General features: G+C 64.8%; 2 pseudogenes. One reads left to right on the top strand and one right to left on the bottom strand.

The window, feature by feature from the left end:
- A pseudogene (locus tag LQV45_RS35105) lies at positions 1–552 on the top strand (hypothetical protein); the annotation flags it as partial.
- Between the two features lie 54 nt (positions 553–606).
- Here LQV45_RS35105 and LQV45_RS35100 read toward each other — a convergent pair.
- Positions 607–1064: pseudogene (locus tag LQV45_RS35100) on the bottom strand (transcriptional regulator); the annotation flags it as partial.

Raw genomic sequence — 1064 nt, 5'->3', positions numbered from 1 at the left:
CCCCCGGTGGCGGCGCCTGCCCCGTCAGCGAAGCCTGCAGCACCTGCGCGGAAGACGTTCACTTTCCCGGATGGCCACATTTCCTTCACGTATCCGTCGACCTGGACCGTGCGCACGGTCCTCCCGCCTGCCCGAACCGTCCCCGGCGTTGAAGCGATCGTTTCCGACGGCGCCGGCAACGATCTGCTCTCACTACAAAATGGCTTTACCACTGGTTGTGCAGCTGCGCCCACCTCCCGCGAAGTGTTCGATAAGGCGCAGGCTCCGGGAATGACCGCACCAGACGGCACTAAACCTGTTTTTGGGTTCGCCGTGGAATCCTCTTCGACCCGCGATTTTTACGGAATGGGTCTCCGCGATCCTCGATACCTGGAGCAGGGCAAAGGCGTCACCTCAAGCTGCGGGCTCCTTGCAACGGGGAACGGAGGGCTCACCACGAGTGTTCTTTTCAACAACCCCGCGTTCCCGACCCGGGCCGCCGCTAAGGCCTGGATGGCAACAGACCAATACGCCCAGCTCAAGGCGCTGCTCGTCAGCCTGAACTACGTCTAAGGCAACTCCGGCGCCGGGTAACACGCTCTCTGGCGGCACGGAACTTTCCCTCCTTCAGCTGGTTGCCCGGCGCCGTTCGATCGTGGCGTCGTCGCTTGCACTCCAGCTGGCGAGGAGGTGCAGCCGTTCCGCTGAGGGCGAGCCCGGCTCGGCGGTGTAGACCAAGAGGACCAGGCCCGGTTCCGCGGTGATCGCCAGTTCCTCGTAGGCCAGCGTGAGTTCGCCGGCCACGGGGTGGTGAAAGCGTTTCGTGCCGGACCCGTGAGTCCGCACATTATGGGCGCCCCACAGTGTCCGAAACGTCTCACTGCGGGTCGACAGTTCGCCGACCAGGTCCTGCATGGTGCGGTCGTGGGGGTCGCGGCCGGCTTCAGCGCGCATGATGCCGACGCACATTTCGCCGAACAAGTCCCAGTCGGGGTAGAAGTCGCGCGAGGCGGGGTCGAGGAACTGGAACCGCGCCAAGTTAGGGGTGCGGCCGCCGTCCCCGATCACCGGAGAGTAGAACGCCC

It is taken from the genome of Microbacterium sp. Bi128, from assembly GCF_918698205.1.
The sequence above is the reverse complement of the archived record's forward strand: the minus strand, read 5'-3'. Positions and strand labels throughout refer to the sequence as shown.